Source organism: Aliiroseovarius sp. S1339 (assembly GCF_023195695.1).
In the GTDB taxonomy this organism is placed as follows: domain Bacteria; phylum Pseudomonadota; class Alphaproteobacteria; order Rhodobacterales; family Rhodobacteraceae; genus Aliiroseovarius.
The window spans coordinates 211319-226513 of record NZ_JALPQG010000006.1; the positions used below are offsets into that span (position 1 = coordinate 211319).

Annotated in this window: 14 protein-coding genes; 10 read left to right on the forward strand and 4 right to left on the reverse strand. The window is 58.7% G+C overall.

All coding sequences use genetic code 11. The features are described 5' to 3' along the window. The first annotated feature begins 1 nt into the window (after position 1). Positions 2 to 3208 carry a 2Fe-2S iron-sulfur cluster-binding protein gene (locus MUY35_RS10975; RefSeq protein WP_248367950.1) on the forward strand — a complete coding sequence of 1069 codons (3207 nt, stop codon included), beginning with the start codon at positions 2 to 4 and terminating at the stop codon, positions 3206 to 3208. An 8-nt stretch (positions 3209 to 3216) separates the two neighbouring features. Here the strand turns inward: MUY35_RS10975 and MUY35_RS10980 are convergent, their stop codons facing one another. The 3 genes from MUY35_RS10980 to MUY35_RS10990 are packed head-to-tail and all read right to left on the reverse strand — an operon-like array spanning position 3217 to position 6739. Further along, complete coding sequence (locus MUY35_RS10980) at positions 3217 to 4605, reverse strand: HAMP domain-containing sensor histidine kinase (protein ID WP_248367953.1); 1389 nt, start codon at positions 4603 to 4605, stop codon at positions 3217 to 3219. Between the two features lie 24 nt (positions 4606 to 4629). Beyond that, positions 4630 to 6000 carry an FAD-dependent oxidoreductase gene (locus tag MUY35_RS10985; protein WP_248367956.1) on the reverse strand — a complete coding sequence of 457 codons (1371 nt, stop codon included), beginning with the start codon at positions 5998 to 6000 and terminating at the stop codon, positions 4630 to 4632. Between the two features lies 1 nt (position 6001). After that, positions 6002 to 6739 (reverse strand): TVP38/TMEM64 family protein, encoded by a 738-nt coding sequence (locus MUY35_RS10990; RefSeq protein WP_248368213.1) that lies wholly within the window; start codon positions 6737 to 6739, stop codon positions 6002 to 6004. 267 nt (positions 6740 to 7006) lie between these two features. On the opposite strand from MUY35_RS10990, the gene rpmH reads away from it, so the two are divergent. The 9 genes from rpmH (at position 7007) to yihA (ending at position 14358) form a co-directional block, all read left to right on the forward strand. After that, entirely contained in the window at positions 7007 to 7141 is a 135-nt protein-coding gene (rpmH, locus tag MUY35_RS10995; protein ID WP_248367959.1) for a 50S ribosomal protein L34, read from the forward strand. 17 nt (positions 7142 to 7158) lie between these two features. After that, positions 7159 to 7599 (forward strand): ribonuclease P protein component, encoded by a 441-nt coding sequence (rnpA, locus tag MUY35_RS11000; RefSeq protein ID WP_248367962.1) that lies wholly within the window; start codon positions 7159 to 7161, stop codon positions 7597 to 7599. Continuing rightward, positions 7596 to 7850, forward strand: coding sequence for a membrane protein insertion efficiency factor YidD (gene yidD, locus MUY35_RS11005; protein ID WP_248367965.1), 255 nt, complete (start codon positions 7596 to 7598; stop codon positions 7848 to 7850). Before rnpA ends, yidD begins: the two co-directional genes overlap by 4 nt. Positions 7851 to 8209: 359 nt before the next feature. Continuing rightward, a complete protein-coding gene (locus MUY35_RS11010) occupies positions 8210 to 8434 on the forward strand; it encodes a hypothetical protein (protein WP_248367968.1) in 225 nt (74 codons plus the stop codon). An 89-nt stretch (positions 8435 to 8523) separates the two neighbouring features. Beyond that, complete coding sequence (gene ttcA, locus MUY35_RS11015; RefSeq protein ID WP_248367971.1) at positions 8524 to 9387, forward strand: tRNA 2-thiocytidine(32) synthetase TtcA; 864 nt, start codon at positions 8524 to 8526, stop codon at positions 9385 to 9387. Between the two features lie 116 nt (positions 9388 to 9503). Continuing rightward, positions 9504 to 11036, forward strand: a complete 1533-nt coding sequence (locus MUY35_RS11020) for a GGDEF domain-containing phosphodiesterase (protein ID WP_248367973.1) — start codon at positions 9504 to 9506, stop codon at positions 11034 to 11036. Positions 11037 to 11144: 108 nt separating this feature from the next. Continuing rightward, complete coding sequence (yidC, locus tag MUY35_RS11025; protein WP_248367975.1) at positions 11145 to 12956, forward strand: membrane protein insertase YidC; 1812 nt, start codon at positions 11145 to 11147, stop codon at positions 12954 to 12956. Beyond that, entirely contained in the window at positions 12956 to 13708 is a 753-nt protein-coding gene (locus MUY35_RS11030; protein ID WP_248367977.1) for an MOSC domain-containing protein, read from the forward strand. Before yidC ends, MUY35_RS11030 begins: the two co-directional genes overlap by 1 nt. Continuing rightward, the gene (gene yihA / locus MUY35_RS11035; RefSeq protein WP_248367999.1) at positions 13705 to 14358 is read left to right on the forward strand and encodes a ribosome biogenesis GTP-binding protein YihA/YsxC; all 654 of its coding nucleotides are present in this window, start codon (positions 13705 to 13707) and stop codon (positions 14356 to 14358) included. The genes MUY35_RS11030 and yihA overlap by 4 nt, the downstream gene beginning before the upstream one ends. Before the next feature lie 12 nt (positions 14359 to 14370). On the opposite strand, the gene MUY35_RS11040 is transcribed toward yihA, so the two are convergent. Further along, positions 14371 to 15114 carry an SDR family oxidoreductase gene (locus tag MUY35_RS11040; RefSeq protein WP_248368001.1) on the reverse strand — a complete coding sequence of 248 codons (744 nt, stop codon included), beginning with the start codon at positions 15112 to 15114 and terminating at the stop codon, positions 14371 to 14373. Positions 15115 to 15195 lie beyond the last annotated feature (81 nt).

A 15195-nucleotide genomic window follows, 5' to 3' on the forward strand; every position in this document is an offset into this window, starting at 1 on the left:
CATGCGGCTGTTTTCCACCAAAAACCGCCCGGCCCATCTGGGCCCTTATCCGCTTGAACGGCTGGAAAGAATGAGCGGAGCACCGGACCTATCCAATGTTCCACCACAACGGCCTGTGCGATTTGATCGCTCCGACAAGCCCGAAAACATCGTAAATGCGATGGCACCCTATCAGGCCGCGCTGGATGCGATCCGTGATGGCGACGTGAACCCGGTTCAGTCCACCATCCCTGATGATCACATCACGCGCGCCGAGCATCTGAAAGCATTTGGCTATTTCTCGGATGCGTCACTGGTGGGTATCGCGGATATACACGCGGACGATCTGCTGGATCAGCCGATTGCGAACCGCGGTATCGACGCCCTTGTGGCATCGCTTGACACCCGCGAGGTGCGCACGCTGGCCGCTGGCATCGACACGTTGATGGCCGAGTTGCGCGACAGCCTTGGCGCGACACGTCGTCCGGTCAGCGCCCACCGGCACGCGCTTGTGTTCTTGTATGAATACCACCGCGACCCCAGACCGGACGAGCCGGGGTCAGAATGGATCACGGACGCACAAGACCAACGTGCCTGCCTGCTTGGGGCCGAGACAGCGATTGTCATCGCAAACTACATCCGCCTTCTGGGGTTTGACGCCAAAGCGCATACGGGGGCTGCCACCGATGTTGACCTCAACCGTCTGGCGATTACCGCAGGATTGACCACAGTCGAAGATGGCCAGCTTGTGGCCCCGTGGATTGGCCCGCGGTTCGGATTGGCAGCCGTGACCACTGAGATGGCGCTGCAGCCGGATCAGCCGCTTGCCCCTTTGCACAAGCAACCTTGGCACAAGACCAACGGGCCTGCCTGGTGGCTTGGCACCGGAACCGTGAAGTCAGCTCTGAACCGCGACCCTTACGCCAAGCGCGACTATGCGATGGGCGCGCATCCGTTTGAACGCCTAAAACGGGTCGGCAGCCCGACCACCTATATCGACGAGCCAAACGTCGCCCGTGTACCTAAACGCGCCGACATGTTTGCTCGCGCGCAATTTGGGGACATGGGAAAGCACCTGCAGGAATGTTCGTCAGGTGGGTATTATGTGCGCAAGGCGGCACCAAGCTATGCCCAGCGGCGAGCTTTGGGGGTGCTGACACCCCTACAAGACGGCCCGGTCAACGATCTGCTCCACCGCCCCAGCGACCCGACCGAAAATGCAGCCGCGCTGAAGGCGGCCAGTTATTTCCTAAGCATTGACGCAGTGGGCACCAGCCGCTGCCCGGACTGGGTGTGGTACAGCCACGACGCGACGGGGGCCGAAATCACGCCTCCGCATAACCACGCCGTTTCGATGATCGTGGATCAGGGGTTTGAAACGATGGAGGGCGCGTCAGGTGATGACTGGATTGCCGTCAGCCAATCCATGCGCGCTTATCTGCGGTTTTCCCTAATCGGTGGCGTGATTGCGCAGCAGATCCGAAACCTCGGCTTTTCGGCCAAGGCGCATACCGTGATGGACGGCGCTGTCCTGCAACCGCCTCTGCTTCTTTTGGCCGGGTTGGGCGAGGTCAGCCGGATTGGCGAGGTCATCCTGAACCCCTATCTCGGCCCGCGCCTGAAGTCGGGCGTGGTGACGACCGATATGCCGATAGCGCATGACAAACCGATCGACTTCGGTCTGCAACGGTTCTGCGAAGCCTGCAACAAGTGCGCGCGGGAATGCCCGTCGGGCGCGATCACCGCCGGGCCAAAGCTGATTTTCAACGGGTATGAAATCTGGAAATCAGACAGCCAGAAGTGCACCACCTATCGCGTGACGCAACCGGGTGGTGCGATGTGCGGGCGGTGTATGAAAACATGTCCTTGGAACCTTGAAGGGCTGTTCGCGCAAGCGCCGTTCCGGTGGGCGGCATCAAACCTGCCGGGGGCGGCACCGATCTTGGCCAAGCTGGACGATGCGGTGGGCAATGGCGAGTTGAACGACATAAAGAAGTGGTGGTGGGATCTGAAGCTGGGCGCGGATGGCGGGTATCACCCAACAGACAACCCGGTGAACAGACGCGGCCTCAACCGCGATCTGGACCTTAGATACGAAGATCAGACCCTTGCCGTTTATCCCGCCTCGCTGGCCCCGCCGCCCTATCCGTATCCCTTCCCGATGGATCGCGAGGCGGGCATCGCCGCGTATCAAGCGATGATCCCGGCACGTGATTATCGCGCACGACTGGGTGCGAGCGACCGCTCCATGATCAACCAATATACGGTTTCGGAAGATACCCCTGTGTTGCAGCTTGTCGTCAACCGGATTGAGCCGATGACAAGCGACATTACCAAATATGAATTCGCCGCCCTTGATGGCGCACCGCTACCAGAATGGACCGCCGGAGCGCATCTGGACGTGCTGGTGTCGCCGGATTTCCTACGTCAGTATTCATTGTCGGGCGATCCGGCGGACCGAAAGACCTATGAAATCGGCGTCCTGCGTGAACCCGATGGCCGTGGTGGGTCGGCGCTGTTGCACCGTATTTTCACCGAGGGCCGCAAAGTGTTCGTCGCCAAGCCGATCAACCATTTTGAACTGGACGAGAGTGCGACAAAAACCTTGCTGATGGGCGGCGGTATCGGCATCACGCCGATGATCGCCTTTGCCCACCGCTTGCACGCCATCGGTGCAGATTTCGTGCTCCATTACTCGGCCAGCCGTCGCGCGGATGCGGGCTTTCTAAAGGATCTCGCGTCCATGCCATGGGCAGACCATGTGCATCTTCATTTCTCGGATGAAGGCACGCGGGCTGATTTCGATGCGGTTCTCGCAGGCGCCCCCCACGGCACCCATGTTTATTGCTGCGGGGCCGATCGTTATATGAGCGCCGTGATGGAGGCCGCCGAACGGCAAGATATCCCCGAAAACGCGCGGCACTTGGAGTATTTCAACCCGCCTGAACAGCCAGAGTATGAAAACCATCCCTTCACCATCAAACTGAAAGATGGTCGTCGGGTTGAAGTGCACGAAGATCAGACCGCTGCTGATGCCCTGAACGCTGCGGGCATCCACGTGGATGTGAAGTGCGCGGACGGACTTTGTGGCGTGTGCAAATGCGGCGTCATCGCAGGCTTGGTCGAGCATCGCGATTTCGTGCTGTCAAACGCTCAGCGCAACGACGCGATGATCCTGTGCCAAAGCCGGGCAGCAGACCCGGAGGGTGAGATCGAACTGGACCTTTGAATGCCCCATCAAGAAGCGTGTTCAACTTCCTTGGGCAAGGTCAGAAGGAACGACGTGCCATCCGGGCCTGACCTTTCTAACTCAAGCGTGCCGCCATGGCCGCGCACAAGCTCAGCTGCGATGGCCAGACCCAGACCCGAGCCGCCTTTCCGGTTGGTACCGGCGAAGGGTTGAAACAGATGTTCCTGCGACATCTTTGGAAGTCCCGGCCCGGTATCCACAACCCGAATTTGCCAGTCTTGGTCCGTCTCAACCGCCTGCACGGCGATCTCGCCCGGTTTGCCGGTTGCGACGATGGCTTGGCGTGCATTGCGTACAAGGTTCAAAAGCACGCGATACAACTGTTCGGGATCGGCCCGCAGGGTAAGACCGGTCGGGATATCCTCGGCGAACGAAAGGTCATGATCGCCCGCTGCAAGCCGTTCGCTGTCAAATATGTCGCTCGCCAAATCGGCCAATCCAATCCAGCCCAATGCCGGTGCAGGCTCTTCGGCCTTGCCAAAGGTCAACGTGTTCTCGCAAAGGCTGACGGCGCGGTGGATCGAGTTCACTAGTTTTGGCCCCACCCGTTTGACCATCGGGTCTTCGCTGTTTTCCATGCGGTCGGCAAACAGTTGCGCGGTGGTCAGGATGTTTCGCAAGTCGTGACTGATCCGCGCAATAGCCCCGCCCAACTGCGCTAGGCGTTCTTTTTGTTTCAAAGCGCCCGTCAGGTCCGTCTGAAGGCTTTTCAACGCCAGCTCTGCATCGCGCAGTTCGGTGACATTGGTTCCGGGCTGGATAATTCGACGCGCGTCTTCCGGGTCGATCGCATAGTCTTTCATGTTGCCGACCAACCGTTTGATCGGACGCACCATAAGCGAGCGCACGGCCAGAAACAGAAGGCTGGCGGTGATCACCGAGATAACCGCCGACAGGTAAAGAATATTCAAGCCGTAGTCGATCATCGCACTGCGCAACTTGCCAGTCATCATGGTGATTTCAATGACCAAACCGCCTGCGCGCACAGGGTCGCCGATCACGCGGATCACCTCGGGTTCGGGTGCAAACAAGCGCGCCATCGCATCGCGGATCAGGGTAAGCGGCGTTGACTGGCGCAAATCAAAGCTTTTATCGACTGCCGCTGGCATGGGCGAAGACAACATCAACTCGCGCACCTCGTCGCGGCGCAGCACCACGTTATAGACCTCGGCGTTTTCCAGCAGTTCGGCTTCCAGTTCCGGGGCGATCATGTCGTCGGCCAGCAGCACAAGAGATGCGATTTGCGCGCGTTCCAGCCGGGTTCTCAGGTAATCCTCGCGAAAGCGCGCGACCGAGGGCACGAAGATCAACACTTCGGCCAGCATGACGAACAGTGTCGTCAAGATCAGGAAACGGCCTGAAAGAGTGTTCAACACGTCGCGCGCTCCGCCTTTATGTCCTTACGGTAGAACCTTTTGCACCAGTCCGACAATCCGCTTAACCCAAGGGTTATCAAACAGTCGCGGCGAGAAATAGGCCCCTGCTGCGCGTTTGCTGACTTCCGCCATCGTGGGGTATGGCGCGACCATAGCCGCGATCTGCCCCATTTTCAGCTTGTTGGCCAAGGCCAGCACCCAAAGGTTGATCATTTCGCCCGCCCCCGGCCCAACAATTGACACCCCCACGGGCCGCCCTTTGACCACCATGACCTTGATCAGCCCGTTGGTTTGCTGCGTCGCGATCGCGCGGTCATTGCCAGCGAAATCGAACCGTGCGACTTCGACCTTGTCGCCATGTTCCTCATGCGCCTGTGCCTCGGTCAGACCAATTTGCGCCATTTCAGGTGAGGTGTAGGTGGCCCACGGGATATGATCCGTGCGGGATTTTGACGGCAGACCGAACAGCATTGACCGGATGATCACGCCAGCATGATAGCCCGCCACATGGGTAAACTGCAGCCCACCCGCCACGTCGCCAATGGCATAGACCCTGCGGTTGGTCGTGCGCAGGCCCACGTCCACCTTGATGCCCGCGCGCGTGGGCTCAATACCTGCGGCCTCCAGATTTAGCTTGTCGGTGTTGGCTTTACGCCCCACCGCAACCAGCAGGTGCGAGCCTTTGAAGGCGCGCCCGTCTTTGACCTCGACCTCAATCGCACCGACCTTGCCACGAACCTCAGCGGCCAGCGCCTCTTCTTCAATGGCGATGCCTTCGTCTCGCAGAGCATCTAGCACCTGCGCGACCATTTCCGGGTCGTCATTGCCCAGCGCCTTCGCACCTTCGATCACCGTCACCTCACAGCCCAGCCGCCGATGCGCCTGCGCCATTTCCATGCCAATCGGACCGCCACCGATGATCAGCAGGTGCTTGGGCTGTTCTTTCAAATCAAAAAGGGTCTCGTTCGTTAGATGCGGCACCTTGTCCAACCCCGGAATGGGCGGCACCAAGGGCGACGATCCGGTGGCTATCACGAAGCGGCGCGCCTCGATTATATGGTCGCCCGCTTCGACCTCGGTTGGCGAAGTAAAACGGCCATAGTCCTGAATGACACGCACGCCCAGCCCTTCGAACCGCTCAACCGAGTCGTGCGGTTCAATAGTCGCGATGGTCTGGCGCACATGGGCGTGGGCCTCGTCCCAGCCCATGCCCGACTTTGCCGCGTGCAGCAGCGCTTTTGATGGCACACAGCCATAGTTCAGGCAGTCGCCGCCCATTTTGTGACCTTCCAGCAGTACAACGGAGGCGCCCATCTGAACCGCGCCCGACGCCACCGACAAACCACCTGATCCGCCCCCGATGACGCAAACATCAACCTTGATACGTTCGGCCATTTCAGGCTCCCTTTTTGAAACGCTTCAGCACCATGGGAAGGGCGGCGAGCGCGGCCAGTCCCAAGATGGGCAGAAGGATGTGAGGCTCAAAGATGACGCCAAGATCGGGGGTTTCGCCACGGGCAAAAACCTCGCCCAGCCCAGCGCCGACCGAGGTGTAGACCAAACCGCCCGGAATGATCCCAAAGAAGGTCGAGATCAGGAACCGGTGCAGCGGCACGCCGACCAGCGCGGGGATCAGGTTGGCCACAAAGAACGGCACAGCCGGCACAAGGCGGATCAGGAACAGGACGGACCACTGGTTTTCGTCGATCCCGTCCTTGATCGCTTTCACCTTGCCCTCGCTTGTTTCCATCTTGGCGGCGAGTTTTTCACCCAAACCCCAACGGGCGGCCAGAAAGATGATCGTGGCCCCGATGGTGGCAGCCGTGACGTTGAACAACACGCCGGGGAAGGTCGAGAACAGAAAGCCTCCGGTAAGTGTCGCGATCGTCGCGCCGGGCAGTGAAAAGCCGACAATGACCACATAGGCCGCAATGAACGCCAGCACCGTCATCAGGTAGTTTGCATCGCGAAACGCCAAAAGCGCCTCGCGGTTTTCGGCCAGCGTTTCAAAGCTGAGGTAGTCACGCAGCGTAAACGCGCCAATCGCCGCAACGCTCAGTATCGCGATCAGCGGAAGGCGGCGCAGGATTGGGCTTTGGGTCTTTTTCGCGGTTTCCGAATTGGGTTCGGTCATCATCATGGATCTTTCCAGTGCCGTCATGGCATAATAAGCTGGGTAGCATGTTGGTCTCGCTGCAAGATGAGCGCAAATGCGCCCCTTGCCCACCCACATCACGCGTGCTTGAACGGGGCTGACGAAAACGTTCCCGCCTGTAACAAAAGGCGTAAAAATAATGCATCGGGCATTTGACTTGCCCTCGAATGCCGCCTATAGACCGGGCTTCGAATAACACACGCTCCGAATCCACCGGGATTGGGACGCAAATGACGGAGACGGGCGATGAAACGCACCTACCAACCTTCGAACCTGGTTCGCAAACGCCGCCACGGCTTCCGTGCGCGCATGGCTACTGTTGCTGGCCGCAAGATTCTGAACGCGCGCCGTGCACGCGGTCGGAAGTCGCTGAGCGCATAAGCCGTCGGGTCGCAGTCATGTCTGCGCCCAAAGCTGACACATCGAAAACCGCCGGGACCGAAGGGTCTGCGGCGGTTTCCGTTTGCGCGAATGATCGCACGATCGCAACCTTGACCGAACGGCGCGATTTTCTGGACGCCGCCCGTGCCCGCCGCGCGCCTGCGCCTGCCTTTCTGTTGCAGGCCCGTCGTCGCCGTGAGGACGAAAAAGCGCCGGCCGACCAAACCCGCATCGGTTACACCTGCTCTAAAAAAGTCGGCAATGCGGTGGCGCGCAACCATGCCAAGCGGCGCTTGAGAGCCATTGCGCGCGAGGTGCTGCCGTCGCTTGGCAAACCTGGCTGGGACTATGTGCTGATCGGTCGCGCTGAAAAGACCGCCAGCCGTGCTTATGTTGACATGAAAGCGGACCTTGCCCGCGCCATCGAACAAATCCACGCCCCGCGCAAGAAGCCATGAGTCCCGCCGCCTTCATCCTGTCCCTGCCAATCCGGGCCTATCGGCTGATCTTCAGCCCATGGGTTGGGTTCAACTGCCGCTATCAGCCCACCTGCAGCGCGTACGCGTTGGAAGCCCTGCAAAAGCATGGGGCGATTAAGGGCGGCTGGTTTGCAGCCAAACGGATTGCGCGTTGTAACCCATGGGGGTCGTGCGGCTATGACCCAGTGCCGGACGATCAACCGGGCTGCGATCACGACCACTCGCACTGACCGCCCTGTGTCCACATCGCCACACCAAGTGGCCCGGTTGCCACGCCCGTTGATTTTTTCGCTGTTTGCGCTATAAGCCCCCATCCGCAACGCTAGAGCAAGAAGGAGGCGTTTCATGATAGATACCAGCGCTTTTCACCTTGCCTGTGACCTTGCGGTGCTTTGGGGCTGCTAAACTTCGTGACCTTCGCGTCGCGAGACTGACCGCCCCAATTCAACGCCTGTAGTCAGGCTTTCTCTCGTCTCGAAACTCATCCTGTCCTGACGCCCGAATTGCGTCTGCGATCACGTCTGTTTTTGGGATGTCGCAACCATAACTTCAAAACAAGAGGGCCGATATTCGCATCGGTATCCAACCCATGATGGACTCGAATATTCAGTCAGAGCCGCTGCGGCTCAACAATCTCGTTGACGATCTTGTCACACATCACGGCGCATGGCGCGTCGTGCGTGTGCTGGTCGCGAACCTTGCAACACGGCGCCGCCGGCGACCGCGCACGGACCACTTGTCCGACCACCTGCGTCGCGACGTGGGGCTTGCGCCCGACCACCCTCCGCCAAGGTTGCGCGGCCTGCGACTGTAACCCCAATGCCCCGCGGCCTTTGCTGCGGGGCATCCATCACGCCTTCGCAATGCTTGCCAGGTGCAGTGAAAGCGCTTAGACGCCCGTCCATGACCGATCTTATCAGCAACGACCTGGACGACATCCACCCGCTTTTTCACGGCGCGCCTTCGACCACCGAATTCAAGAAGCTGCGCAAACGGATCGTGCGCAATGTGCGCGAGGCTTTGGATCAATACGGTATGGTGGAGCGCGGCGCGAAATGGCTGGTCTGCCTGTCCGGCGGCAAGGACAGCTATACGATGTTGGCCGCGCTTTACGAGCTGAAATGGCGCGGCATTCTTCCGGTCGAAATTTTAGCTTGCAACCTTGATCAGGGGCAGCCCGGCTTTCCGGCCACGGTATTGCCCGAGTTTCTTGCAAAGATGCAGGTTCCGCATCGGATAGAATACCAAGACACATATTCTATCGTCATGGACAAAATTCCGCAGGGCAGGACGTTCTGCGCGCTTTGTTCGCGCCTGCGTCGCGGCAACCTTTATAGAATCGCGCGCGAGGAAGGGTGTTCGGCCGTTGTGCTGGGCCATCACCGCGATGATATCCTTGAAACCTTCTTTATGAATCTGTTTCACGGCGGGCGGATGGCGACGATGCCACCAAAATTGGTGAACGAGGAAGGCGACTTGTTCGTCTATCGCCCCCTTGCCCATGTGGCCGAGGCGGATTGCGAGAAGTTCGCCACCCAGATGGGTTATCCGATCATTCCTTGTGACCTCTGCGGGTCACAAGACGGGCTGCAACGTCAGCAGGTCAAGAAGATCCTCGATGGGTGGGAGACTAACTTTCCCGGCCGCCGCCAAATCATGTTCAAAGCCCTGATGAACACGCGCCCAAGCCATCTGCTGGACCCGCAACTGTTTGACTTCAAAGGATTATCTTGCACACACCCGGCGGGTCAAGACAATTCGCTCTAATTTTCCGACGCGCGTTAACATCTGATTGACCACATGTTCCTAGTTTGTCCTTGGACCGGGCGCGTGTTTATGAACGCGGGCCCTTTGTGTGTGATCCGCGACAAAAGGAACCTGTCATGGCGTTAGTTCAGGGTGGCGAACAAGTGAAGCGGCGCGTGCGCGCAATTCTGACGGCACCTCATCTGGCCGCTTTCCTGCCCGCGATCATGATCACGGCATATTGGTATGGAGGGGAGCATTTGATGGTGCTTGTCGCCATCCTGTTCCCCGGCCTTCTTGCCATTGGCGGGGCTTTGACGCGTCCCGCACCGCCAAAACAGCGTAAAAATGACGTGATCACTGGGTTACCACCGCGGCCAAAACTGCTTGAGCAACTGGACCGCGGCTTCGCAAGCGATGCGGAATACGAAAAATCCTGCCTCGCTTTGGAGATAGATGATATCCAGAAGCTGACCGCACAATTGGGCACAGAAGGCATCCGTCAGGTCCTCAGGGCGACGTCAGATCGGCTGCGAGCGACGTTGCGTGACACGGATTTGGTATGCGCATTGGGCGCTGGCAGGTTCGGCGTCTCGATTGACAGACGGCAACGCGTTGATCTGGAAGCCACGCTACAACTGGCCGCACGACTTCAGGCAGCGGTCAGCGAACCGATCTCGATTGATCAATCACGCGTGCTTCTGTCCTCCTGCGTCGGGTTTGCCTTGCCAAGCCGCGCACCGGAAGCAACCGGAGAGGCGCTGTTGGCCGCCGCCGAAAGTGCGCTTGGTGCCGCGCTGTTGGCCGGGCCGGGGTCTATTCGCGCCTTTTCGAACGGGATGACTGCACGTGTCGAACGCAGCGAACATAATCGTGATGAACTAAGCCGCGCCCTTGATACAGGCGAGATTATGCCGTGGTTTCAGCCTCAGGTCTGTGTCAAGACCGGGCACGTCACGGGGTGCGAGGCGTTGGTACGTTGGCAGCACCCGACAATGGGGCTGATCGCGCCCGGAGCCTTTTTGCCCGCTATCGCCAAGGCTGGGCTTTTGGAACGGTTGGGCGAGGTCGTGTTGTTTGGTGCGCTTTCTGCCCTGCAGGACTGGGACCGCCAAGGCGTGGACGTTCCCGCCGTGGCGATCAACATCTCCGCCGAAGAACTGAACAACCCAAACCTATCAGAGAAAATCAAATGGGAGCTGGACCGGTTTGACACGCAACCCGATCGGTTGGTGATCGAAATCCTTGAAACCGTTGTCGCACAAACCGAAGACGACGTCGCCAGACACAACATCAACGCGTTGGCGGACTTGGGGTGCAAGATCGACCTTGACGACTTTGGGACCGGCAACGCGTCGATCGCCAGCATTTCACGTTTCAACGTACACCGTATCAAGATTGACCGGTCCTTCGTGACCCATATCGACACCGATACCGACCAGAAAAACATGATCTCGGCGATTCTGACCATTGCCGATCAACTTAATGTTGGGACCGTCGCGGAAGGTGTCGAAACACATGGCGAGCATATGAAGCTTGCGGCATTGGGTTGCGATCATGCGCAGGGTTATTCAATTGCCAAACCGATGCCCGCGCAGGCCTTTCTGGACTGGGTTAAAGCCCATGAGCCAAAATTAACGACACAAAGGGTTGTTCCCAAGCTCGCATGATGCCGCGAAACACCTGCATCCCAACGGCGCGCGACTTAAAACTGCTTGACCTTTTGTGCCCTGCCCTGTTGAACCACTCTGACCGAAATTGATGAGTGGTGGGGCCCTATGGACGACCAGAACAAGAACCTAATCCTCGCAACAGTGCTGAGTTTTCTCGTCATCACTGGATGGATGATCTTGTTTCCACCTGCAGAACCTGTCCAAGACAGCGCCCCAACAGAGCAGGTCGCAGCCGAAGGTCAAGTTGTCCCGACGCTGCCTGAAACCAACAGCGCGGCCGCCACGGCAGCCACCACCACAGATGTTTCGGCCGAGCAAGCCAATGTCGGGCGCGTCGAAATCGACACACCCGTCCTGTCCGGCTCAATTTCGTTGCTGGGTGGTCGCTTCGATGATCTTAAGCTAAAGGATTATCACGTCGAACTCTCGAAAGAGAGCGACATCGTTAAACTGCTGCACCCCACTGGCGAGCCCGAGGCCTATTACGCGCTTTATGGCTGGACCCCTGGCGGACAGACCGCGCTGGAGGACGTCCCCGGCCCAACCACAATCTGGTCGGTTGAGAACGGTACAAAGCTAACCTCGCAAACCCCGATTACGTTGCGCTGGGACAATGGCAACGGATTGACCTTCCGTCGCACTGTGTCGGTTGATGAAAACTTCATGTTCACGGTCAACCAATCGGTCGAGAATACAAGTGCTACTGCCCACCGCATGGCCCCTTACGGCGTTTTGGCCCGTCACGGCGAACCATCTAATCAGAAAGGGTTTTTTATCCTTCATGAAGGCATCATTCGTCAGGTCGACAAGGAGCTGGAAGAAACCGATTATTCCGACGTGGCCGACCTGTCATTTGACGAACGCGAAGGCGCAAGAGCTGATGTCGCACAGGTGCAAGAAAACGGCTGGATCGGCTTCACTGACCATTACTGGATGACCACGCTGATCCCGGAACCCGGGCAAGGTTTCACATCGGTGGTGCGCTATGCTGACAGCGCCGACATTTACCAGACCCAGATCAGAATGCAGACACAGGACGTGGCACCCGGCGCATCTGCCAGTGTCGAGACACGCCTGTTTGCCGGTGCGAAAGAATGGGAAGCCATCCGAGCCTATCAAAACGAGAACGGCATTTACAGATTTGTCGACTCGATCGATTGGGGCTGGTTCTTCTTCCTGACCAAGCCGATTTTTGCGGTTCTGCACTGGCTAAACGGCGTGATCGGCAACATGGGCTGGGCAATCATCGGCCTGACCTTGGTGATCAAGGCCGTTCTGTTCCCCTTGGCGTATAAGTCCTATGTCTCGATGGCGAAAATGAAAGAGCTCCAGCCCCAGATGGAGAAGTTGAAAGAGAGCGCAGGCGATGACCGCGCAAAGCTTCAGCAGGCAATGATGGAGTTGTACAAGCGCGAGAAGGTAAACCCTGCCTCTGGCTGTCTGCCAATCCTTCTGCAAATCCCGATTTTCTTTTCACTCTACAAGGTTATCTTTGTAACGCTTGAACTGCGTCACGCGCCTTGGATTGGCTGGATCAACGACCTATCAGCCCCCGACCCCAGCTCAATCCTGAACCTGTTCGGCCTTCTGCCCTACGCCCCTCCGGGTCCGGAAAGCCTTCTGGCGATCGTTTCTCTTGGGGTTCTGCCGATTGTCCTTGGTATCTCGATGTGGTTGCAGCAGAAGTTGAACCCGGCACCCACCGATGCAACACAGGCGATGATCTTTGCATGGATGCCTTGGGTGTTCATGTTCATGCTGGGACAGTTTGCATCGGGTCTGGTGGTTTACTGGATCGCGAACAACACGATCACGTTCATCCAGCAATATACGATCATGCGCAGCCACGGTCATAAGCCGGACGTGTTGGGCAATGTGTTTAAAACCTTCAAACGCAAGTCGAAGGACGCGGGATAATGGCGCATGTCGCCGAAATCTGGCGACATCCTATCAAGTCGCATGGGCGTGAAGCGCTTTTGCAGGTCATGCTGAAAGTGGGTGAATGCCTGCCCCATGATCGCCAATGGGCGGTGGCGCATGAAGCTGCGAAGCTGGTTGAAACTGGCGAATGGGCGCCATGTTCGAATTTCTCACGCGGGGCGAAGGCCCCATTGCTGATGGCGTTGTCTGCAAGTTTTGACGCGACCAGCAACACGATCACGCTGACGCATCCGCTCCAGCCCGGCCTTACCTTCAATCCCGACCGCCCTGACGACAACGCGCGGTTCATCGAGTGGGTCACCCCCCTTTGCCCGCCAGAACGCGCAGCGCCTGTGCAGCTTGTAGCGGCTGATCGCGGGATGACGGACACAGATTTCCCCTCGATCTCGTTGATCAATCTGACCTCGCATAAAGCGGTCGAGGCGCATCTGAACCAAGAACTTTCACCGCAACGCTGGCGCGGAAACCTGTTGCTGGCCGGACTTGCGGCCTGGGATGAAAAAAGCTGGGTGGGCAAACATATTCAGGTGGGCGAAGCGGAGCTGGAGGTCCGCGAAGAGATTACACGTTGCCTTGCCACCACAGCCAATACGCGCACGGGCGAGCGTGACGCAGATACATTGGGGGCGCTGAAGCAAGGCTGGGGTCATCAGGAGTTCGGCGTCTACGGCTACGTCGTAAGACCCGGTATCGTCCATGTCGACAGTCCGGTGCAGGTGATCGCATGAGCCAGTTGCCCTTCCCCTTGGCAGAAGACCCGGACGCACCGGAACGTGAAGCGGGCCGCCTGCTATTTGCCGCTAACACTGACTTTCTGAAAGGTGTTGTGGCGATGGACGGACTACCCGACCCAGACCGGATCGAGGTATGCTTCGCCGGGCGATCGAACGTTGGGAAATCAAGCCTGATCAACGCCTTGACGGGCCGTAAGGGGCTTGCACGCGCGTCAAACACGCCGGGCCGGACGCAAGAGATTAACTTCTTCACGACGACCAACGGCCCCTATCTGGTGGACCTTCCCGGCTATGGTTATGCCAACGCACCGGTAAAGGTGGTCGAGAAATGGCAGCGGCTGCTGAAATCTTACCTCTCGGGGCGTCAAAACCTGCGCCGCGCCTTCGTTTTGATCGACGCCCGCCACGGCGTGAAACTTGTGGACGACGAGATCATGTCGCTACTGGACAAATCCGCTGTGACATTTCAGGCGGTTCTGACAAAGGCTGATAAGGTCAAGGAAAAAGACCGCGAGAAGATGCTGACGCAAGTGCGAAGCGCACTGTCCAAACACCCGGCGGCCTTTCCGGAAATGGTGCTGACATCCTCGGAAAAAGGCCTGGGCATCGAGACATTGCGCGCCATCATCGCGTCGCTGGACTAACCAAACGCGGGCCTACACGTGCTGGGCGCCATTCACCTCGATCTCGGTTCCCGAGATATACGAGCTGTCATCCGAACACAGGAAATAGATCGCGGCGGCGACTTCCTCGGGCTGACCGAGGCGGCGCATTGGCAGTTTCTCGACAATTTTTTCGGTTCCCGGCGACAAGATCGAGGTTTCGACCTCGCCGGGCGCGATCGCATTGACCCGCACGCCGAGTGGCCCGAAATCATGCGCCATTTCACGCGTCAGCGCGGCAAGGGCCGCTTTTGAGGTCGCATAGGCCGCGCCAGCAAATGGGTGGACGCGCACGCCTGCGATTGACGTCACATTCACCACAGCCCCTTTGGCCGCCGCTAGTTCGTCTTTCAACCCCCGCGCCAGAACCACGGATGCAAAGAAGTTCACATGGAACACCTTGCCCCAATCCATCAGGTCGGTGTTCAGCGTGCTCAGCCGCTCTCCATTCGGCCCCTTCGGAGAAATACCGGCGTTGTTGACCAGCGCATCGAGGCGTCCATCCAGTTTATCTTGAATGACCCCAACAGCATTAATCGTATCTGTGGGGTCGGACAGGTCCACTTGCACGTGATCCTCACCAGCTCCGCCCCAAGGACATTCTTCAGGGATCGCGTGGCGCGAACAGGTGATGACCCGCCAGCCTTCAAGATTGAACCGGCGCACGGTTGCATGGCCGATACCGCGGCTGGCTCCGGTCAGAAGAAGGGTCTTTTGTCGCTCGGCCATGATCGCCATTCCTGTCGGTTGGGTTCGCCGCAACCCTAGCAGCACGCGGGCCGGGCGCAATGCCCCTTGGCAGCGGGTTGCCGACGCTCT